The following is a 19,076-nucleotide window of genomic DNA, read 5'->3' on the forward strand; positions in this document are numbered from 1 at the left end:
TGCCGCAGGGCCGCTCAGCGCAGCGGCTCGGCCAGCGCCTTGTCGGCCACCTCGACGGCCCGCCCGGACCGGACGAACTCCACCGCCGCCTCGATCTCCGGCGCCAGGTACCGATCAGGTCCCGGGCCCGGCACCGTCTCGCGCAGCGCGTCCAGCACGGCGCCGGTGGCCGGTCCGGGCCGCAGCGGCAGGCGCAGGTCCAGCGCCCGGGCAGCGGACAGCAGCTCGATGGCCAGCACCTGGGTCAGCCCGTCCACCGACCGGCGCAGCTTGCGTGCCGCGGACCAGCCCATCGAGACGTGGTCCTCCTGCATCGCGCTGGACGGGATCGAGTCCACCGAGGCCGGCACCGCCAGCCGCTTGAGCTCGGAGACGATCGCGGCCTGGGTGTACTGGGCGATCATGTGCCCGGAGTCCACGCCGGCGTCGTCGGTCAGAAAGGCGCTGAGCCCCCGCGAGCGCGCGACGTCGAGCATCCGGTCGGTCCGCCGCTCGGACATGCTGGCCAGGTCGGCGGCCGGGATCGCCAGGAAGTCCAGCACGTAACCGACCGGGGCGCCGTGGAAGTTGCCGTTGGACTCCACCCGGCCGTCCAGGGTGACCACCGGGTTGTCCACCGCCGAGGCCAGCTCGTAGCCGGCCACCCGCCGGGCGTGGGCCAGGGTGTCACGGGCCGCGCCGGCCACCTGCGGCGCGCAGCGCATCGAGTAGGCGTCCTGGACGTAGGTGCAGTCCGGCCCGGCGTGCGAGGCCACGATCGGCGAGGCGGCCAGCAACGCCCGCATGTTGGCCGCGGCCACCGCCTGACCGGGCTGCGGCCGCAACGCCTGCAGGTCGGCGGCGAACACCCGGTCGGTGCCCAGCAGCGCCTCGATCGACATCGCCGCCGTCAGGTCGGCGGTGCGCAGCAGCAGGTCGAGGTCGGTGCAGGCCAGCAGCAGCTGCCCGAGCATCCCGTCGGTCCCGTTGATCAGCGCCAGGCCTTCCTTCTCGGCCAGCGTCACCGGTTCGATGCCGGCCGCGGCCAGCGCCTCAGCCGCCGGCTGCAACCGCCCGCCGGCGTCGCGCACCTCGCCCTCGCCCATCAGCGCCAGCGCCACGTGGGCAAGCGGCGCCAGGTCACCGGAACAGCCCAACGAGCCGAACTCGCGCAGCACCGGCGTGATCCGGGCGTTGAGCAGGCCGGCCAGGGTCTGCGCGGTCTGCACCCTGATGCCGGTGCGACCGGTGGCCAGGGTCGACAGCCGCAGCAGCATCAGCGCCCGCACCACCTCGGCCTCGATCTCCGGGCCCGAGCCCGCGGCGTGCGAGCGCACCAGCGAGCGCTGCAGTTGAGCGCGGCGATCGGGCGGGATGTGCTTGGTGGCCAGCGCCCCGAAGCCGGTGGAGATGCCGTAGTGCGGCTCGACGTCATCGGCCAGCGACTCCACGATCGAGCGGGAGGCGGCGATCGCCGACAGCGACTCGGCGCTCAACTCGATCGGGGCCCCGGCGCGGGCGACGGCTACCAGTTCTGCTTCGGAGATGGGACCCAGGCCCACCGACACCGTTGTCATGCAGACATTCTCGCCCAGCCGCGGCGCCGGGTAGGTTCGGGGCATGAAAGCGGTGCTGGCATCGGGGCCCGGCGGTCCGGAAGTCCTGTCGCTGGGGGACGCGCCCGACCCGGCGCCCGCTGCCGGTGAGGTGCTGCTGGACGTGGCCGCGACAGCGGTGAACCGGGCCGACCTGCTGCAGCGGTCCGGCAACTACCCGCCGCCGGCCGGGGCGTCACAGATCCTGGGACTGGAGTGCAGCGGCCGGATCGCCGCGCTGGGCGAGGGTGTCACCGGCTGGCAGGTCGGGGACGAGGTGTGCGCGCTGCTGTCCGGCGGCGGCTACGCCGAGCGGGTCTGCGTGCCCGCGGCGCAGCTGATGCCGGTGCCGGCCGGGCTGGACCTGATCAGCGCGGCCGCGCTGCCCGAGGTGGCCTGCACGGTCTGGTCGATGGTCTTCGACCGGGCGCCGGCAGCCGCGCTGGCTGCCGGTGAGAGCTTTCTGGTGCACGGCGGCAGCTCCGGTATCGGCACCATGGCGATCCAGCTCGCGGCTGCCCAGGACTGCCGGGTCTTCACCACGGCCGGCACTGCCGAGAAGCTGGCCGCCTGCCGCGAGCTGGGCGCCGAGCTGGCGGTCAACTACCGCGACGACGACTTCGTGGCGGCGATCCGGGAGCACACCGGTGGCGTCGGGGTCGACGTGGTGCTCGACACCGTGGGCGCCAAGTACCTGCAGCCCAACCTCGACGTGCTGGCCACCGGCGGCCGGATCGCGGTCATCGGCCTGCTGGGCGGCAGCTCCGCGACCCTGAACCTGGCCGCCCTGCTGCAGAAGCGGGCCACCCTGCACGCCGCCGGCCTGCGCGCCCGTCCTGCTGAGCAGAAGGCGGCGATCGTGGCCGGCACCCAGGCGCAGGTCTGGCCGTTGATCGAGGCCGGGCGGGTCCGTCCGGTGGTGCACCAGGTGCTCGCGCTGGCCCAGGCCGCCGACGCGCACCGGATCGTGCAGAGCAGCGGGCACATCGGCAAGCTGGTGCTGGCAACCGGGTGAGCCGGCACGCCTCTAGGATCGAAGGCCAGGGCCCAGCGATCTTCTCGATCTCCACAGACAGGATGTGCTCATGACCAGCGGCGACACAGGTTCCTACCCCAACGGCGATCAGCCCGCGGCAGCATCGGAGCCTGCCGTCGATCAGGTGGTGGTGCTGCCGCCGGGTGGTGAGGATGGCGAGGACCGCCAGCACGACCTGATGTCGCAGGTCGAGCAGCCCGCGAAGGTGATGCGGATCGGCACCATGATCAAGCAGCTGCTCGAGGAGGTGCGGGCCGCGCCGCTGGACGAGGCCGGCCGGACCCGGCTGCGCGAGATCCACCAGTCCTCGATCAAGGAGCTCGAGGAGGGCCTGGCGCCCGAGCTGCGCGAGGAGCTGGACCGGCTGACGCTGCCCTTCGACGACGACCACGTGCCCAGCGAGGCCGAGCTGCGGATCGCCCAGGCCCAGCTGGTCGGCTGGCTCGAGGGCCTGTTCCACGGCATCCAGACCGCCCTGTTCGCCCAGCAGATGGCCGCCCGCGCCCAGCTCGAGCAGATGCGCGGACGGGCCCTGCCGGGGCAGGTCGGGCCGGGCGCCCCGGTGGGCATGCCCGGGATGCAGCGTCCCGACGGCGAGCACGGCACCGGGCAGTACCTCTAGCCCGACCGACCGCCTCTAACCCGACCGACCTCTAGCCCGACCGCTCGGGCCCCAGCAGCGTCCGGATCAGCTTGGCGACGGCGTCCTCGTCGTTGGTCTCGGCCAGCACGGTGCCGGCCGCGGCCAGCGCCGACGGATGGGCGTTGGCCACCGCGTAGGACTGGCCGGCCCATTCCAGCATCGGCACGTCGTTGGGCATGTCGCCCACCGCCGCGATCTGGTGCCGGCTGACGCCGTGCGAGTCGGCCAGCGCGGCCAGTCCGAACGCCTTGGTGATGCCGGTGGCCGAGATCTCCACCAGCGGCGAGTGCCCGGACCGGGTCACCGTCACCTGATCGCCCACCAGCGACTCGACCAGGTCCATGAACTCATCCGGCGGCATGCCGCGGCCCCTGGCCAGCAGCTTCACCGCCGGCTTGTCCAGCAGCCCGGACAGCTCCACCGCGGCCGGGGTGGGTAGCCGGCGGCCGTTGCGGTCGGTCTCCGGGGTGACCCCCCAGTCATGGCGGTACTCCGGCTCGTAGGCGAAGTCCAGGCCGTACTCCAGGGCGAAGCGGACCTGCGGGATCTTGGCCCGCAGCACGCCGGTGACCTCGGCCAGCATCCCCGGCGGCAACGGGTGCTCGGCCACGATGGTCTCGGTGTGCAGGTCATAGGTCAGTGCGCCGTTGGCGCTCACCGCGATTCCCCGGTGGCCGGTCGCCTCGGCCACCTCGTGCAGCCAGCGCGGCGGCCGGCCGGTGACGAAGGCGACGATCAACCCGGCCGCCTCGGCAGCGGCCAGGGCGTCCCGGGTGGCCTGGCTGACGGTGTTGTCGGTGCGCAGCAGGGTCCCGTCCAGGTCGCTGGCCAGCAGCTTGATCACGACCGGGCCGACCCGATCTGGCAGGCGCGCGAGCCTGCCCGGAAGGCGGGGGCGGCGGGCGACGGGATCACTTCTCACAGCCTACTTGCCGTGCCGGCAGGAGCCGCCCGCGTCTGCGTCGGAGGCCACCGGCTCATCGCCGAAATCCCAAACCGGACACACGTATGTTAATTCCCGGTGAACGTTTGCCAAAGGTGGGGTGGTCGTGAATCGTCTTTCTCGTGTCCGATGTCGTCCTGTTGCTCATCGTTGTCACCGCCGCGCTCACCTTTGATTTCACCAACGGTTTCCACGACACCGCCAACGCCATGGCGACGTCCATCGCGACCGGGGCGATGAAGCCGAAGGCCGCCGTCGCGCTGTCGGCCGTCCTCAATCTCATCGGCGCGTTCCTGTCCATCAAGATCGCCGCGACCATCGCCAGCGGCATCGTCGACTCCGGCGTGATCACGCTGCCGATCGTGTTCGCCGGCCTGCTCGGCGCGATCATGTGGAACATGATCACCTGGAGCATCGGCCTGCCGTCCTCGTCCTCGCACGCGCTGATCGGCGGGGTCATCGGCGCCGCGCTGGTCGCCGGCGGGACGTCCTCGATCCACGGCCAGTCGATCATCGTCAAGGTGATCATCCCGGCGCTGCTGGCTCCGGTGCTGGCTGGCCTGGTGGCGATGCTGGCGACCCGGCTGAGCTACTGGATCGCCAAGCCGGACGAGCGGCCCCGCAGCCACCGGTACTTCCGCTATGGCCAGCTGGCCTCGGCCTCGCTGGTCTCGCTTGCCCACGGCACCAACGACGCGCAGAAGACCATGGGGGTCATCACCCTGGCGCTGATCGCCGACCAGCAGATCCGGCCGGGCGCGGACCCGCCGATGTGGGTCATCGTCAGCTGCGGTGTGGCGCTGGCCGCCGGCACCTACTTCGGCGGTTGGCGGGTGATCCGCACGATGGGTCACCGGCTGACCCGCATCGAATCGCCGCAGGGCTTCACCGCCGAGACCTCAGCCGTCGCGGTGCTGCTGACCGCAGCCCAGGGCGGGCTGCCGCTGTCGACGACCCACATCACCGCGGGAGCGGTGCTGGGCTCCGGACTCGGCCGCCGGGGCGCCGGCGTCCGCTGGCGGGTGGCGGGCTCGATGCTCGGCGCCTGGCTGCTGACGCTGCCGGCGGCCGGCCTGATCGCTGCCGGTATCTGCTTGATCGTCGTCGACGGCGGATTGTGGCCGATCGTGGGAGTCTCGGTCGTTGCGGTGGCGCTGCTGCTGGGCTTCTGGCTCTGGTCGCGGCGCAACCCGGTCGGCGCCGAGAACGTCAACGAGCCCGCCGACAGCTTCGGACGGGTCAACGCCATCGAGCGCCCGGTGCTGGAGCAGGCGGCGGGCTGAGCGCGATGAGCGGTTACCTGGATCTCGAGGTGTTGGGCAACGTTGCGCTGGTGGCGCTGGTGGCCGGGATCGGCATCACGGTGCTGTTCTCGGTCGCGGTGCGATCCATGACCACCGCCGACGAGCAGCCCGACGAGCCTGCCGTGGGGGCCCGGCTGCTGGCCGCCGGCTGCCTGCTGGTGGTGCTGGCCGCCATCGCGATCGGACTGTGGGCGGTGCTGGCCAAGTAAGCGGTGCCGGTCACGTAGCGGTGCCGGTCAGGTAGCGGTGCCGGTCACGTAGCGGTGCCGGTCAGGTAGCGGTGCTGGTCACGTAGCGGTGCGGGCGATCTAGGCTAGCGGGCGTGACCACGTCAGACCGGCTCCCGATCAAGATGCTGCACGACCGGGTGCTGGTCCGGGTCTCGGCCGAGGAGGGTGAGCGGCGCTCCTCCGGCGGCATCCTGATCCCGGCTACCGCGCAGGTCGCCAAGCGGCTGATCTGGGCCGAGGTGCTGGCGATCGGCAACCACGTCCGCTCGGTCGAACTGGCCGACCGGGTGCTGTTCAGCCCCGAGGACCGGCACGAGGTCGAGATCTCGGGCGAGGACTACCTGCTGCTGCGCGAGCGCGACATCCACGCGGTCGCCGCCAAGCGGATCGAGTCCAACACCGGCCTGTACCTGTAAGGGCGGTGCCGACCGCTGCCCCGCTTCAGCTACCCCGCCCCAGCGCCGCGGATCCGGTCCAGCCAGCCGGCCGCCTCCTCGAAATCGGCGTCGGCGCGCCCGCGCAGGATCTCACCGCGCCGGCCGGCAGCGCCATCTGAGCGAGGGTAGGAGCCCAGGTAGCGCACGTCGGCGCAGATCCGGCGCAGCGCGGCCAGGGCGTCGCCGACCCGGGCCTCGTCGACGTGGCCCTCGCAGTCGATCGAGAAGCAGTACTGGCCCAGCCGGCCCTTGGTGGGACGGGACTCGATGCGGGTCAGGTTCACCCCCCGGATCGCGAACTCGGTGAGGATCTCGAGCAGGGCGCCGGCGTGGTCGTCCTTGAGGTAGGTCACCACCGTGGTCCGGTCGTCGCCGGTCGGCGGCGGCGGCGCCGACGGGCTGCTCAGCAGGACGAACCTGGTCACCGCCCCGGGGTTGTCGGCGATGTCGTGGGCCAGGCTGTCCAGGCCGTAGCGCCGGCCCGCGGCCGCCGGGGCCACCGCGGCGTCATAGCGGCCGTCGGCGACCGCCTGGGCGCCGCCGGCGGTGGACTCCACCGGGATCACCTTCGCCGCCGGCAGCTGGGCCCGCAGGTACCGGCGCACCTGCGCCGCGGCATGCGGGTGGGTGGCCACGGCTGCGATGTCGCCCGGTCGGGTTCCCGGGCGCGCCAGCAGGTCGAACACCACCGGCAGGTAGGCCTCGGCGGCGATCACCAGCGGCGAGCCGTTTCCGGCCAGCTCGTCCAAGGTGGCCGGCACCGAGCCCTCGACGGAGTTCTCCAGCGGCACCACCGCGCCGGCCACCGTGGCCGCGCGCACCGCGTCGACGGCTTCGGCGACGCTGGCCTGCGGCACCAGCTCGGCGCCGCCGGCCAGCGCCTGGGCGGCCGCGTGGGCGAAGCTGCCTTCGGGGCCGAGAAAGCCGTACGGCCCGTGCGGGGCGGCGCTTGCGGGTGGCACGCCGTGCAGTTTAGTGCCGGAGGTGGTGCCCGAACTCCGCGGCGAGCGCCAGGCGCTAGCGGGCCAGCGCCGCCTTGACGGCCTGCTCCTCCTCGGGCGAGAGCGGGTGCTCGCCGACGCCGGCGGTCAGCGCCTTGGCGTAGAGCCGGGTGTCGGAGGTGCTGGCGATCGAGGTCAGCGTGACGCCGTTACCGCCGTCGTCGAGCAGCGCCAGCGAGAACGACAGCCGCCCACCCAGGTCCTCGAAGGCGTCGAAGCGCACCAGGGCCACCCGCCGCAGCACCGTGCCGACCGAGCTGGTCAGGCCCTGCACGGTCTCGGCCAGCGCCTGCCGCTCGGCCGTCATCCCGGCCGCCAGCTCCTGCTGGGCCGCGGCCAGTTCACGCTGCAGTTCCAGGATGTCCTTGCGGACCGCCTCGCTGGCGGCCATGTGCTTGTCGGCGACCTCCAGGATGGTCTCGCGGCCCGACGTGCCGCGAGAGAGCAACGCCACCGATCGCCGCAACCTGCTGAGGGTGCGCAGGGCCAGCACGCCGGCCACCAGGCCGGCCAGTCCGAAGATCACGGCGCCGACCGCCAGCCAGGTACTCATCGCTGGTCAGGGTATGGCCTGAGCCGGCGCCGGCGGGCGCACCGACACTCTCCGGCGCCCCCGCCGGGCAGAATGGACTCCGAGATGACAGCCTTCCTCGCGGCGTTCGCCATCGCCTTCGCCGCGATCGTGCTCGTCGAGCTGCCCGACAAGACCATGGTGGCCACGCTGGTGCTGTCCACCCGGTACCGCAGGCGGCCGGTGCTGGCCGGCGCGGCCGCCGCCTTCGCGCTGCAGTGCGTGCTCGCCGTCACCGCAGGCGGCCTGCTGCACCTGCTGCCGCCCCGGATCCTGGAGGCAGTCGTGGCGCTGCTGTTCGCCGCCGGGGCGGTGCTGCTGTTCCGGGAGAGCGTGGCCACCGAGGACGAGCCTCTGGCGGCCGACGCCCCGGCCGAGCCGGGCCTGAGCGACCGCCGGGTCTTCGGCATCTCCTTCGGGGTGCTCTTCGCCGCGGAGTGGGGCGACGCCTCGCAGCTGGCCACCGCGGGCCTGGTCGCGCGCTACGGCCAGCCGGTGGCCACCGGCCTGGGAGCCTTCGTGGCGCTGCTGTGCGTGGCCACGCTCGCCGTCCTGATCGGCAAGGTCATCCTGCGCAAGGTGCCGCTGCGGCTGGTGCACCGGATCGCCGCGGTGGCCTTCACGGTCTTCGCCCTGGTTGCGGCGGTGGCCGCGATCCGGGGCTGAGCGCTCAGCCCGCGCGATAACCTCTATCCCATGACTGTTCGGATGCGCCCGGTTCTGGCCGCGCTGCCTGCCTACGTGCCGGGCCGCAACGTCCCCGGTTCGATCAAGCTGGCCAGCAACGAGACCGCCTACGGGCCGTTGCCCCACGTGCTGGACCGGATCACCGCCGCGGCGGCCGAGGCCAACCGCTACCCCGACACCAATTCCAGCGAGCTGCTGCGGGCGCTGTCACAGCGCTTCGACATCGGCGTCGAACACCTGGTGGTCGGCTGCGGCTCGGTGTCGCTGTGCCAGCAGCTGGTGCAGGCCACCGCCGGCCATGGCGATGAGGTGATCTTCGGCTGGCGGTCCTTCGAGGCCTACCCGATCATCACCGCGGTCGCCGGGGCCCAGGCGGTGCAGGTGCCGCTGCGCGAGCAGGTCTATGACCTGCCGGCGCTGGCGGCCGCGGTCACCGACCGGACCCGGCTGATCTTCGTCTGCAACCCCAACAACCCGACCGGCACCGCGGTGCCCGGCGTGGAGCTCACCGAGTTCCTGGACCAGGTGCCCTCGGACGTGCTGGTGGTGCTGGACGAGGCCTACCGGGAGTTCGTTACCGACGAGAAGGTGCAGGACGGCACCGGCCTGCTGGAGCGCTACCCGAATCTGATGGTGCTGCGGACGTTCTCCAAGGCCTACGGTCTGGCCGGCCTGCGGATCGGCTACGGCCTGGCCGCGGACCCGGCGGTGGCGATGGCGGTCCGCCAGACCCAGGTCCCGTTCGCGGTGACCCACGTCGCGCAGGCCGCCGCGCTGGCCAGCCTGGAGCCCGAAGCCGGGCAGCAGCTTGCCGACCGGGTGGCCGAGGTGGTGGCCGAGCGGTCCCGGGTCACCAGCGCGCTGCGCTCGGCCGGCTACCAGTTGCCCGACTCCGAGGCCAACTTCGTCTGGCTGGCCGAGGGGCCGCCGGAGCAGGGTGGCGTGGACGCCACCGCGTTCGGCGCCGGCTGCGAGGCCCGGGGCCTGATCGTGCGGGCGTTCGCCGGCTCCGGCGTTCGGATCACCATCGGAACCGCCGCCGAGAACGACAAGTTCCTGGCCGCTGCCATGGAGCTGCGCGGGTCACCCGCCGGCTGAGGTACCGCTGCAGTCACCGTCCAAGATTCTTGGATGTGCTTTGCATTTCTATGCGGTGCGGGCCCGGGGCGTCCAGCTACGCCGGCAGCTGGCGCAGCGCTTCGCCGACACCGACTCGGTCGGCGACATCCGCGGCCGGGGGCTGTTCGTGGGGGTGGAGTTCGTCACCGATCGCCAGACCCACGCGCCGCGCACCGGCGGCGGCGCGCTGTCGGCGGCGATCAAGGGCGAGGGCTTCAAACAGGGGCTGCTGCTCTACCCCGGCTACGGCACCGTGGACGGCAAGCTAGGCAACCACGTGCTGTTCGCGCCGCCGTTCATCGCCACCGAGTCCGATATCTCGGAGATGGTGAGCCGCTTCGGCGACGTGGTGGACGCCTGCCTGTAGAACGTCGCGGACGCGTATGCATTTCGACCGCCCCGGCGATCACAACGCATACGCGTCGCAGCAGACGAGCGCTCACTCCATGCCGCGGTCGCCCCGAGCCCGTTCCCGCGGCTTGGCCGCCTCCCGGACGGCTGCCGCCACCGCGGTGGGCACCGACGGGTCGAACACCGACGGCACGATGTAGGCGGGGTTGAGCTGCTCGTCGCTGACGCAGTGGGCCAGCGCCGAGGCCGCCCGCAGCAGCATGTCGGTGCTCACCTGGCTGGCCTGGGAGTCGAGCAGGCCGCGGAACACCCCGGGAAACGCCAGCACGTTGTTGATCTGGTTCGGGTAGTCCGAGCGGCCGGTGGCCAGGATGGTGGCGTACTGGCGGGCGGCGTCGATGTCGGTCTCCGGATCGGGGTTGGCCAGCGCGAAGACCACCGGGTCCTCGGCCATGTCGGCGATCCACTCGGCCGGCAGCACGCCCGGCGCGGACACCCCGATGAACACGTCGGCCCCGCGCAGTGCGTCGTGCAGGTCACCGGTGACGCCTTCGGGGTTGGTCCGGTGCGCCAGCGCCAGCTTGGACGGGTTCAGGCTCTGGTCGGTCGGTGACAGCACCCCCTCGCGGTCCCAGACCAGCACGTGGCGCACCCCGGCGGCCAGCAGCAGGTCCACGATCGCGGTGCCGGCCGCGCCGCCGCCGGCGACCACCACCCGGATCGAGCCGAGCCCCTTGTGGACGCAGCGCAGCGCGTTGGTGAGCGCGGCCAGCACCACGATCGCGGTGCCGTGCTGGTCGTCGTGGAAGACCGGGATGTCGAGCAGTTCGCGCAGCCGGGCCTCGATCTCGAAGCAGCGCGGCGCGGAGATGTCCTCGAGGTTGATGCCGCCGAAGCCGGGCGCGATCAGCCGGACGGTCTGCACGATCTCCTCGACGTCCTGGGTGTCCAGGCAGATCGGCCAGGCGTCGATGTCGGCGAACCGCTTGAACAGCGCCGCCTTGCCCTCCATCACGGGCAGCGCGGCGCCCGGGCCGATGTTGCCCAGCCCCAGCACCGCCGAGCCGTCGGTGACCACCGCGACCGAGTTGCCCTTGATGGTCAGCTTCGAGACGTCCTCCGGGTGGGCGGCCAGTGCCAGGGAGACCCGGCCGACGCCCGGCGTGTAGGCCATCGACAGGTCATCGCGGGTTCTCAGGGGCACCTTGGACTCGACCGAGATCTTGCCGCCCAGGTGCAGCAAAAAGGTGCGGTCCGAGACCCGGTGCACCTCCACCCCCGGCAACGCCCGCAGCGAGGCCACGATCTGCTCGGAGTGCTCGCCGTTGACCGCCGAGCAGGTGACGTCGATGGTGATCCGGTCATGCCGGGACTCCGAGACGTCCACCGCCGTCACCAGCCCGCCGGCCTCGGACACCGCGGTGGCCAGCCGGCCCACGACCGAGGAGTCCGGGACCGCGTACAGCCGGACCGTGATCGAGTAGGACGCCGAGGTCGGCGCGGGACGGGGTCGGGCGGAATCAGGCATGGCCATGGCGGTCATCGTCTCAAACGCTGCGGCGGACACGACGACAGCTACCGCCCTGAGGTGGCGTGGCGCCCCCTAGGCTGGGCAGGCTCGACGGATCACGCACAGGATCACGCGCGGAGAGGCGGCAGGTGATGGTCTCAGGGAACCGGCGCGCTCGCTGTGGTCCAATTAAGTCAGGGCGCGATGCCAGGGGCAGGCATCCGGCCCGAGTCAATGCCCGTCACAACGAGGTGACATCGCGATGACCGAGCTTTCCGCGGACGCGGGACCGACCGATGACGCGGGACCGACCGATCCCGCCACCGGACCGCCGGATGAGGACGTGTTCCTGCGTCGCTACCTGATGCGGGCCCCGGTGCAGCTTCCCGGCCGGCCGGCCCGCGCGCTGACCGAGCTGGCCCGCCAGCACTTCCAGGCGGCGCGCACCCGCGAGCCGGGTGAGACGGTGGTCTGGATCGCCGATCTGGACGGCGAGGGGACCAGCATCGACCTGGTCACCGAGGACGCGCCGTACCTGGTGGACTCGACCCGGGCCGAGCTGGAGCGCACCGGCCACATCATCGAGCACTTCCTGCATCCCCAGATCGTGGTGTGCCGCGACGCCGACGGGGTGATCGTCCAGGTGCTGGACCTCGAGGACACCGCCGAGGTTCCCGAGGGCGCGAGCGCCGAGTCCTGGATGCACATCGAGACCACCCTGATCCCGGACTCCGAGCACGACCGGGTGGCCGCGGACCTGCGCCGGGTGATCACCGACGTGCACAACGCGGTGGCCGACGCCCCGGACCTGTACCGGTTGATCCGCGAGCTGGCCGACCGGATCGAGGCCGACCCGGGCGAGTTCGACCGGGACACCTCGTGCGAGGCCGGCGAGCTGCTGCGCTGGCTGGCCGACGGCAACTTCATGATCCTGGGCCACGCGGCCTACTCGGCCAACGAGCTGACCAACCCGTCCCGGTCTTCCACCTCGACCAGCACCGAGCGCGGCGTGCTGCGCGGCGCGGCCAGCATCTCGCCGCTGGAGCTGCTGCCGGCCTACCGGTCCGGGGCGCCCCTGGTGATCTTCAAGTCCCCGATGGTCTCGACGGTGCGCCGCTCGACCCGCTATGACTGCGTCACGGTGATCGCCCCGGCCCGCGACGGCGAGGCCCCGAAGATCCACGTCTTCCTCGGCCTGATCACCGACGAGACCGACGGCACGGTGGGCCGGGTGCCGGTGGTCCGGCGCCGGATCGCCGAGGTGCTGCACCGCTCCGGCGCCCGGGCCAACAGCCACACCGGCCGGCAGCTGCTGGCCGCGCTGCGCACGCTGCCCCGCGACGAGCTGCTCGAGGCGCCCGCGCCGGACCTGCTCAAGCTCTCGCAGCTGGTGGTGGACCGGGCCGAGCGCGGGGGCATCGGGGTGTTCGCCCGGGTGCACCTCAACCGCGACTTCGTCACCGTCCTGGTCTACTTCCCCGGCGACCGGCTGGGCCCGGAGACCCGGCGCAAGGTGCGCGAGGTGGTGCTGACGTACTGGCCCGGCAAGATCATCGGCCGCGACGACCGGATCGTGGAGCTCGGGCTGGCCCGGATGCAGTTCCTGATCGCGCTGCGGGCCGGCGAGGAGGTTCCCAACCCGGATCGGGCGGCGGTCGAGTCCAAGGTCGCTCAGGTGACCCGCCGGTGGAGTGACGATCTGGCCGACCTGCTCACCGTCGGCGTCGGCGAGCAGGAGGCCGACCGGTTGCTGCGCCGCTACTCCGGGGCGTTTCCCGAGGCGTACAAGGAGGATTTCGGCGCCTCCACGGCCGTGCTCGACCTGCGCCGGCTGGAGGGGCTGCCCGACGTCGACGGCCTGAGCTTCGAGGTCTACACCCCCGCCGCCGACGATCCGGCCGACCGCCGGCTGAAGATCTTCCGGACCGGCGCCCCGCTGTCGCTGGGCCGCACGTTGCCGATGCTGGAGCTGATGGGCATCGAGGTGCTCGACGAGCGGCCCTACGAGGTCGAGCGTGTCGACGGGACGACGTCCTGGATCTATGACTTCGGGCTCAAGCTCGGTGAGGGGGTGGACTTCTCACCCGAGCGCTCGGCGGCCGTGATCGACACCCTGCGGGTGCTCTGGGCCGGCGGCGTCGAGCAGGACGGCTTCAACGCCCTGGTGGTGCGAGCAGGGCTGACCTGGCAGCAGGTCACCGTGCTGCGGGCCTACGCCAAGTACCTGCGCCAGGCCGGCACCACCTTCAGCCAGGGCTACGTCGAGGAGGCCCTGAGCCAGCACCACGCGATCGCCGCGCTGCTGGTGGAGCTGTTCGACGCCCGGTTCAACCCTGAGCGCGAGGACCCGGCCGACCCGTCGGGCGCCAAGCTCCAGGACGGCATCCGGGCCGAGCTCGACCTGGCGCTGGCCGAGGTGTCCAGCCTGGACCAGGACCGCATCCTGCGCTCGCTGCTCAACCTGATCACCGCCACCCTGCGCACCAACTACTACCGCCGCGACGAGGCGGGCGCGGGCCCCGCGACCTTCGCGGTCAAGCTCGACCCGCAGGCCATCGGCGAGCTTCCCGAGCCGCGTCCGAAGTACGAGATCTGGGTCTACTCGCCCCGGGTCGAGGGCGTGCACCTGCGGTTCGGGTCGGTGGCCCGGGGTGGCCTGCGCTGGTCTGACCGCCGCGAGGACTTCCGCACCGAGGTGCTCGGCCTGGTCAAGGCGCAGATGGTGAAGAACACCGTGATCGTGCCGGTCGGCTCCAAGGGCGGCTTCGTCGCCAAGCGGCTGCCCGACCCGGCGGTGGACCGGGACGCGTGGCTGGCCGAGGGCATCGCCTGCTACAAGAGCTTCATCACCTCGCTGCTGGAGCTGACCGACAACTTCCGCCGGGATTCCGAGGGCAACCAGTACGTCGCCAAGCCGCCGGCCACCCGCTGCTACGACGGCGATGACCCCTACCTGGTGGTGGCCGCCGACAAGGGCACCGCCACCTTCTCCGACATCGCCAACGGGATCGCGATCGAGCGCGGCTTCTGGCTCGGCGACGCCTTCGCCTCCGGCGGCTCGGTGGGCTATGACCACAAGGCGATGGGCATCACCGCCAGGGGCGCCTGGGAGTCGGTGAAGTACCATTTCCGCGAGTTCGGCACCGACACCCAGGCCGAGGACTTCACCGTGGTCGGCATCGGTGACATGTCCGGTGACGTGTTCGGCAACGGGATGCTGCTCTCGCGCCACATCCGGCTGGTGGCCGCCTTCGACCACCGGCACATCTTCCTCGACCCGGACCCCGACCCGGGTGCCTCCTTCGACGAGCGCGCCCGGCTGTTCGCACTGCCCCGCTCCAGCTGGGCCGACTACAACGCCGAACTGCTCTCGGCCGGCGGCGGGGTGTTTCCCCGCACCCAGAAGAACATCGAGGTCTCGGCCGAGGCCGCCGCGGCGCTGGGCATCGCGGCGGGTGCGGTCACGATGACCCCGACCGCGCTGATCCACGCGATCCTGACCGCCCCGGTGGACCTGCTGTGGAACGGCGGCATCGGAACCTACGTCAAGGCCTCCACCGAGTCCGACGCCGACGCCGGCGACAAGGCCAACGACGCCCTGCGGGCCGACGGCAACCAGCTGCGGGCCCGGGTGGTCGGTGAGGGCGGCAACCTTGGGTTCACCCAGCGCGGCCGGATCGAGTTCGCCCGCTCGGGCGGCCGGATCAACACCGACGCCATCGACAACTCCGCCGGCGTGGACACCTCCGACCACGAGGTGAACATCAAGATCCTGCTCGACCACGCGGTGCAGGCCAAGCAGATCGACGTGGCGCACCGCAACAGCCTGCTCGCCTCGGTCACCGACGAGGTCGCGGCGCTGGTGCTGCGGGACAACTACGAGCAGAACGTCCTGCTCGGCATCGCCCGGCACGGCGCCAAGTCGCTGGTGTCGGTGCACCGGCGGCTGATCAAGGAGCTGGAGAAGGCCGGCGAGCTGCACCGCGACCTGGAGGCGCTGCCCACCGACAAGGAGTTGGCCGCCCGGGAGGCTGAGGGCGTCGGCCTGACCTCACCCGAGCTGGCGGTGCTGACCGCCTACGTCAAGATCTCCCTTGCCGAGCGGCTGGGCGCCTCCACTCTGCCCGACGAGCCCTGGTTCCAGCGGGCGCTGCGGACCTACTTCCCGCGCGCGATCGCCGAGCAGTTCGCCGACAACCTGGCCGCGCACCCGCTGCACCGCGAGATCATCACCACCTGGGTGGTCAACGACCTGGTCAACCGGGGCGGCTCCAGCTTCGTGTTCCGGGCGCAGGAGGAGACCGCGGCCGACGCCGCCCAGATCGCGCGGGCCTACACGGTGGTCCGGGAGGTGTTCGGCCTGGAGAAGATCTGGGCCGACCTGGAGGCGCTGGACAACCAGGTCAGCACCGACGCCCAGCACATCGGCTACCGCGAGGTGCGCCGGACGATGGACCGCGCGGTGCGCTGGCTGGTGGACGTCCGCTTCCCGATCAGCGACGTGACCGCTGAGATCGAGCGGTTCGGCCCCACCGTGGCCGCGCTGACACCGAAGGTTCCCGAACTGCTGCGCGGCCGGGAGCGGGAGAACCTCTACGCCGAGGTCGACCGGCTGGTCGGGCACGGGCTGCCCCGCGATCTGGCGCTGCAGATCACCTACCTGCTCACCTCGTTCCTGCTGCTGGACGTGGTCGAGATCGCCGTGGCCAACAACCGGCCGGCCGCCGAGGTGGCCGACCTGCACTTCGCGCTGTCAGAGCGGTTGAGCGTCGATGACATCCTCTCCGCCGTCACCGCCCTGCCTCGCGATGACCGGTGGTCAGCGCTGGCCCGGGCGGCGATCCGGCATGACGTCTACGCGGCGCTGGCCGCCGTCACCACCTCGGTGCTCAAGGACACCGACCCGTCGCTGCTGGCCACCGAGCGGCTGACCAACTGGGCCGAACGCAACCCGGAGCGGATGGAGCGGGCCACGGCCACCTTCGCCGAGGCGCTGTCGCGGGACCGGGTGGACCTGGCGACGCTGTCGGTGGTGCTGCGGGTGATGCGCGGCTTGCCGTCCTCGGCGGTCAAGTCAGCGCACTGAGCGGCTCGGCTAACCGAACGGCTCGGCTTACCGAGCGGCGCAGGCGGGCGTGCTGGCGCGAGCCCAGACGGTGGTGGCGCCGTCGTCATCGGTCGCCACCCCCCAGCTGTCGGCCAGCTCGGCCACGATCCGCAGGCCGCGGCCCGCGGTGTCCCGGGCACCGGCCTGCCGGGCCGAGACGCCGCCGGTCAGGCTGTCGGGGTCTGACATGCCGCCGCCGTCGGTCACCGAGATCTGGTAGCCCTCGGCGTCGAGGACCCAGCTGACGGCGAGCTGTCCGGACGGCAGCGGCGAGGCATGGCGGACCGCGTTGCCGACCAGCTCGCTGGCGATCAGCGCCGCGTCCAGGGCCGGCTCGCCGGTCAGGCCCGCGTCGTCGAAGGCGGCCAGCACGCTCCGGCGGGCGAGCGCGGCGCTGCTCGGGGTATGGCCGAGCCACAGCGTCGACACCCTGGAACCACTCCCACAGCCGGGGCAGCGGGATGGGTCCGCGCTGCCGATGTCAGGTTTGTACCCAGCCGCGCGTCCCGGTAAACCTTGACCGCGCTTGCCCAGGTACGCCAGGCGATCAGCCCTCGTCGGGCCGCAGCTGGGCCAGCACTGCCGCCGGGCGGTTGGTGATGATCGCGTCCACTCCGAGCCGGCGGACCAGCTCGACGTCCTCCGGGTGGTCCACCGTCCAGCAGAACACCCGGTTGCCGGCCTGGTGGGCCCGCTCGACGTAGTCCGGCTCCGAGCGCAGCACCCGGATTCCCGGCCCGCTGATGTGCACCCCGGCCGGCAGCGTGCCGTCCCGGCGCAGCGGCGGTATCCGGCGCTCGTCGGCCAGCAGGGTCAGCGGCACCGACGGCGCCAGCAGCCGGATCCGGCGCAGGGCGGTCGGAGCGAAGCTCATGATCGTCACCGGCTCGTCGGCCTTCAGCTCGCCGTCGGGCCCGGCGTCAGCCCGGGCCGCTTGGTTGCCGGCCCCGGCCCAGCCGAAGCGGCGTAGCAGCCGCACCAGCTCCTGCTCCACCAGCCCGCCGTAGCGGGTCGGATGCTTGGTCTCGATCAGCAGCCGCAGCGGCCGGCCGGCGTCGGCGACCACGCCCAGCAGTTTCTCCAGGGTCAGCACCGCGGAGCTGCCCGGCATCTCGTGATCGGGGGCGACCCCGGCCAGGTAGGGCGAGTCGGCCACCAGCTCGTCGGCCGAGCTGGGCAGCTCGTCGTGCCAGGACAGGAAGTCCAGCTCCTGCAGGCCCGCGAGGTCCAGCTCGCTGACGATGCCGCTGCCGTTGGACGTGCGGTTGACGGTGCGGTCGTGCACGCAGACCAGGTGACCGTCGCGGGTCAGCCGGACGTCGCATTCCAGGCCGTCCACGCCGGTGTCGATCGCCGCCAGGTAGGCGGGCAGGGTGTGCTCGGCGACACCGTCGGAGGCGCCGCGGTGGGCGATCACCAGCGGGTTCGGGTTCGGCCCCAGGGCCGGACGGCCGCGGGAGCGCGACAGCGGGCGTGCCATGGCGTCAGACCTGGCTCGGTCCGAGTTCACTCACGGTGCCTAGTCTGCCCTCATCGCTTCGGCTAGGGCACCCCGCCTCGCCGCAAAACTTCCTTACAGCGTGCTCACTTCACCAGCCGGGACAGCCGCCGATCGGCCAGGTTCTTGCCGCCGGTCTGGCAGGTCGGGCAGTACTGAAGCGACTTGTCGGCGAAGGACACCTCGCGCACCGTGTCACCGCACACCGGGCACGGCAGCCCGGTGCGGGCGTGCACCGCCAGGCCGCTGCGCTTCTCCGACTTCAGGGTGGCGGCCCGTTGGCCCACCGACCGGGCCACCGCGTCGGTCAGGGTGGCACGCATGGCGCTGTAGAGGGCGCTGACCTGGGACTCGGTCAGCCGGGCGGCGATCGCGAACGGCGAGATCCTGGCCGCGTGCAGGATCTCGTCGGAGTAGGCGTTGCCGATGCCGGCCAGCACCGACTGGCTGGTCAGCACCCCCTTGATCTGGGCGCGCTCGCCGGCCAGTAGGGCGGCAAAGGCATCGAGGTCGATCTGCATCGCGTCGGGCCCCAGCCGGGCGATGCCGGGCACCTCCAGCGGATCGCGCACCAGGTAGACCGCCAGCCGTTTCTGGGTGCCGGCCTCGGTCAGGTCGAAGCCGGCCGGCGGGGCATCGGGATCCTCGTCGGAGTCGACCCCCGGCGCCAGGTGCAGCCGGAAGGCCAGCGGCCCGCGGCCCGGCTTGGGCGGCGCCGGTGACAGCTTCTCGCGCCACTGCAGCCAGCCCGCGCGGGACAGGTGGGTGACCAGGTGCAGGCCGTCCACCTCGAGGTCGAGGAACTTGCCGTACCGGCCGGCGCCGGTGACGGTCAACCCGTTCAGCGCGGTCAGCGGCGGGTCGAAGGTCTTGATGACGCTGAACGCGGCCACGTCGGAGCGAACCACGGTCCGCTCGACGGCGTGCTCGCGCAGGAACGCGGCCAGCGCCTCGATCTCCGGTAGCTCCGGCATGCGCCTCAGCCTACTGGGGCGGGTCCGGGTCGCTGATGGATTCGACGTAGCGGGTCGTCGCCTTCGCCGGCAGGCGGCCGGCCCGCGGAGT

17 protein-coding genes are annotated in these 19,076 nt (G+C 72.1%); 9 read left to right on the forward strand and 8 right to left on the reverse strand.

The window, feature by feature from the left end:
- Nucleotides 1–14: 14 nt before the first annotated feature.
- Complete coding sequence (gene hutH / locus VF557_06995; GenBank protein HEX8079939.1) at nt 15–1,601, reverse strand: histidine ammonia-lyase; 1,587 nt, start codon at nt 1,599–1,601, stop codon at nt 15–17.
- Between hutH and VF557_07000 the strand changes: the two genes are divergently transcribed.
- Both VF557_07000 and VF557_07005 read left to right on the forward strand, forming a co-directional pair.
- Nucleotides 1,600–2,589 carry an NAD(P)H-quinone oxidoreductase gene (locus tag VF557_07000; protein ID HEX8079940.1) on the forward strand — a complete coding sequence of 330 codons (990 nt, stop codon included), beginning with the start codon at nt 1,600–1,602 and terminating at the stop codon, nt 2,587–2,589. The two genes, hutH and VF557_07000, sit on opposite strands and share 2 nt — an antisense overlap.
- A 70-nt stretch (nt 2,590–2,659) precedes the next feature.
- Complete coding sequence (locus VF557_07005; GenBank protein ID HEX8079941.1) at nt 2,660–3,232, forward strand: bacterial proteasome activator family protein; 573 nt, start codon at nt 2,660–2,662, stop codon at nt 3,230–3,232.
- A gap of 31 nt (nt 3,233–3,263) precedes the next feature.
- Here the strand turns inward: VF557_07005 and VF557_07010 are convergent, their stop codons facing one another.
- Nucleotides 3,264–4,097, reverse strand: a complete 834-nt coding sequence (locus tag VF557_07010; protein ID HEX8079942.1) for an HAD family hydrolase — start codon at nt 4,095–4,097, stop codon at nt 3,264–3,266.
- 221 nt (nt 4,098–4,318) lie between these two features.
- On the opposite strand from VF557_07010, the gene VF557_07015 reads away from it, so the two are divergent.
- The 3 genes from VF557_07015 (at nt 4,319) to VF557_07025 (ending at nt 6,146) form a co-directional block, all read left to right on the forward strand.
- Nucleotides 4,319–5,479: an inorganic phosphate transporter gene (locus VF557_07015; protein HEX8079943.1), complete on the forward strand. Its 1,161-nt coding sequence runs from the start codon at nt 4,319–4,321 to the stop codon at nt 5,477–5,479.
- A 5-nt stretch (nt 5,480–5,484) separates the two neighbouring features.
- Nucleotides 5,485–5,709, forward strand: a complete 225-nt coding sequence (locus tag VF557_07020; protein ID HEX8079944.1) for a hypothetical protein — start codon at nt 5,485–5,487, stop codon at nt 5,707–5,709.
- Nucleotides 5,710–5,822: 113 nt separating this feature from the next.
- Nucleotides 5,823–6,146, forward strand: a complete 324-nt coding sequence (locus VF557_07025; protein ID HEX8079945.1) for a co-chaperone GroES — start codon at nt 5,823–5,825, stop codon at nt 6,144–6,146.
- A 29-nt stretch (nt 6,147–6,175) separates the two neighbouring features.
- Here the strand turns inward: VF557_07025 and pheA are convergent, their stop codons facing one another.
- Nucleotides 6,176–7,129 carry a prephenate dehydratase gene (pheA, locus tag VF557_07030; protein ID HEX8079946.1) on the reverse strand — a complete coding sequence of 318 codons (954 nt, stop codon included), beginning with the start codon at nt 7,127–7,129 and terminating at the stop codon, nt 6,176–6,178.
- A gap of 55 nt (nt 7,130–7,184) precedes the next feature.
- Nucleotides 7,185–7,721 carry a DUF4446 family protein gene (locus VF557_07035; protein HEX8079947.1) on the reverse strand — a complete coding sequence of 179 codons (537 nt, stop codon included), beginning with the start codon at nt 7,719–7,721 and terminating at the stop codon, nt 7,185–7,187.
- Nucleotides 7,722–7,805: 84 nt separating this feature from the next.
- Here VF557_07035 and VF557_07040 point away from each other — a divergent pair, with 84 nt between their 5' ends.
- From VF557_07040 to VF557_07050, 3 genes are read left to right on the forward strand one after another with little or no spacing between them, the layout of a single operon-like run.
- Complete coding sequence (locus VF557_07040; protein ID HEX8079948.1) at nt 7,806–8,405, forward strand: TMEM165/GDT1 family protein; 600 nt, start codon at nt 7,806–7,808, stop codon at nt 8,403–8,405.
- Nucleotides 8,406–8,435: 30 nt separating this feature from the next.
- The gene (gene hisC / locus VF557_07045; GenBank protein ID HEX8079949.1) at nt 8,436–9,524 is read left to right on the forward strand and encodes a histidinol-phosphate transaminase; all 1,089 of its coding nucleotides are present in this window, start codon (nt 8,436–8,438) and stop codon (nt 9,522–9,524) included.
- Nucleotides 9,525–9,564: 40 nt separating this feature from the next.
- Nucleotides 9,565–9,912, forward strand: coding sequence for a hypothetical protein (locus tag VF557_07050; GenBank protein HEX8079950.1), 348 nt, complete (start codon nt 9,565–9,567; stop codon nt 9,910–9,912).
- Between the two features lie 72 nt (nt 9,913–9,984).
- Here VF557_07050 and VF557_07055 read toward each other — a convergent pair whose 3' ends face one another.
- Nucleotides 9,985–11,430: an NAD-dependent malic enzyme gene (locus VF557_07055; GenBank protein HEX8079951.1), complete on the reverse strand. Its 1,446-nt coding sequence runs from the start codon at nt 11,428–11,430 to the stop codon at nt 9,985–9,987.
- Between the two features lie 238 nt (nt 11,431–11,668).
- Between VF557_07055 and VF557_07060 the strand changes: the two genes are divergently transcribed.
- Entirely contained in the window at nt 11,669–16,492 is a 4,824-nt protein-coding gene (locus tag VF557_07060; GenBank protein ID HEX8079952.1) for an NAD-glutamate dehydrogenase, read from the forward strand.
- Nucleotides 16,493–16,519: 27 nt separating this feature from the next.
- Here the strand turns inward: VF557_07060 and VF557_07065 are convergent, their stop codons facing one another.
- From VF557_07065 to VF557_07075, 3 genes are all read right to left on the reverse strand, one after another.
- Nucleotides 16,520–16,942, reverse strand: a complete 423-nt coding sequence (locus VF557_07065) for an ATP-binding protein (protein ID HEX8079953.1) — start codon at nt 16,940–16,942, stop codon at nt 16,520–16,522.
- Nucleotides 16,943–17,060: 118 nt separating this feature from the next.
- Nucleotides 17,061–17,993 carry a glycerophosphodiester phosphodiesterase family protein gene (locus VF557_07070; GenBank protein ID HEX8079954.1) on the reverse strand — a complete coding sequence of 311 codons (933 nt, stop codon included), beginning with the start codon at nt 17,991–17,993 and terminating at the stop codon, nt 17,061–17,063.
- A 104-nt stretch (nt 17,994–18,097) separates the two neighbouring features.
- Nucleotides 18,098–18,985, reverse strand: a complete 888-nt coding sequence (locus tag VF557_07075; GenBank protein HEX8079955.1) for a DNA-formamidopyrimidine glycosylase family protein — start codon at nt 18,983–18,985, stop codon at nt 18,098–18,100.
- Between the last annotated feature and the right edge of the window lie 91 nt (nt 18,986–19,076).

It is taken from the genome of Jatrophihabitans sp., assembly GCA_036389035.1.
Lineage (GTDB): Bacteria > Actinomycetota > Actinomycetes > Mycobacteriales > Jatrophihabitantaceae > Jatrophihabitans_A.

Bases quoted from the DNA above. Each gene is read 5' to 3' on its own strand.
- hutH (HEX8079939.1), bottom strand. From the start codon at position 1,601: ATGCCCCGAACCTACCCGGCGCCGCGGCTGGGCGAGAATGTCTGCATG.
- hisC (HEX8079949.1), top strand. From the start codon at position 8,436: ATGACTGTTCGGATGCGCCCGGTTCTGGCCGCGCTGCCTGCCTACGTG.
- VF557_07075 (HEX8079955.1), bottom strand. From the start codon at position 18,985: ATGCCGGAGCTACCGGAGATCGAGGCGCTGGCCGCGTTCCTGCGCGAG.
- VF557_07000 (HEX8079940.1), top strand. From the start codon at position 1,600: ATGAAAGCGGTGCTGGCATCGGGGCCCGGCGGTCCGGAAGTCCTGTCG.
- VF557_07040 (HEX8079948.1), top strand. From the start codon at position 7,806: ATGACAGCCTTCCTCGCGGCGTTCGCCATCGCCTTCGCCGCGATCGTG.
- VF557_07005 (HEX8079941.1), top strand. From the start codon at position 2,660: ATGACCAGCGGCGACACAGGTTCCTACCCCAACGGCGATCAGCCCGCG.
- VF557_07070 (HEX8079954.1), bottom strand. From the start codon at position 17,993: ATGGCACGCCCGCTGTCGCGCTCCCGCGGCCGTCCGGCCCTGGGGCCG.
- VF557_07055 (HEX8079951.1), bottom strand. From the start codon at position 11,430: ATGGCCATGCCTGATTCCGCCCGACCCCGTCCCGCGCCGACCTCGGCG.
- VF557_07060 (HEX8079952.1), top strand. From the start codon at position 11,669: ATGACCGAGCTTTCCGCGGACGCGGGACCGACCGATGACGCGGGACCG.
- VF557_07035 (HEX8079947.1), bottom strand. From the start codon at position 7,721: ATGAGTACCTGGCTGGCGGTCGGCGCCGTGATCTTCGGACTGGCCGGC.
- VF557_07020 (HEX8079944.1), top strand. From the start codon at position 5,485: ATGAGCGGTTACCTGGATCTCGAGGTGTTGGGCAACGTTGCGCTGGTG.